Origin of the sequence: Marinobacter sp. UBA2498 (assembly GCF_002341575.1) — a bacterium.
In the GTDB taxonomy this organism is placed as follows: domain Bacteria; phylum Pseudomonadota; class Gammaproteobacteria; order Pseudomonadales; family Oleiphilaceae; genus Marinobacter; species Marinobacter manganoxydans.
Window position 1 is genome coordinate 455 of the sequence record NZ_DDOI01000092.1, and the last position, 260, is coordinate 714.

Sequence of the window (260 nt, forward strand, 5' to 3'; positions counted from 1 at the left end):
TCCAGCATCACTTTGTCCCGAGGCTTTCGCGTCTCACCATTCACCGTCAACGCGCCGCTTTTGATCCAGGACTGCAGGCGGGAACGGGAATGTTCGGGCATCAGTTCTGCCGCGGCCTGGTCAAGGCGCCGATCACTCAGTTCCGGCGGCACGACAAAGTTGGCGATGATTCGTTTTTCAGATGACATTAAGCCCCCAGGGCCTGTGTGTGTTACGTTTCGGTCAGATTATTGGAAACAGCGAGGCATTGCTCTGCACAT

1 protein-coding gene is annotated in these 260 nt (G+C 55.8%); it reads right to left on the reverse strand.

Features of this window, described 5'->3' with window-relative positions; translation table 11 throughout:
• A partial coding sequence (locus tag B2W52_RS12805) for a S4 domain-containing protein (RefSeq protein WP_286803430.1) occupies window positions 1-188 on the reverse strand: 188 nt, incomplete at its 3' end.
• Window positions 189-260: the final 72 nt, after the last annotated feature.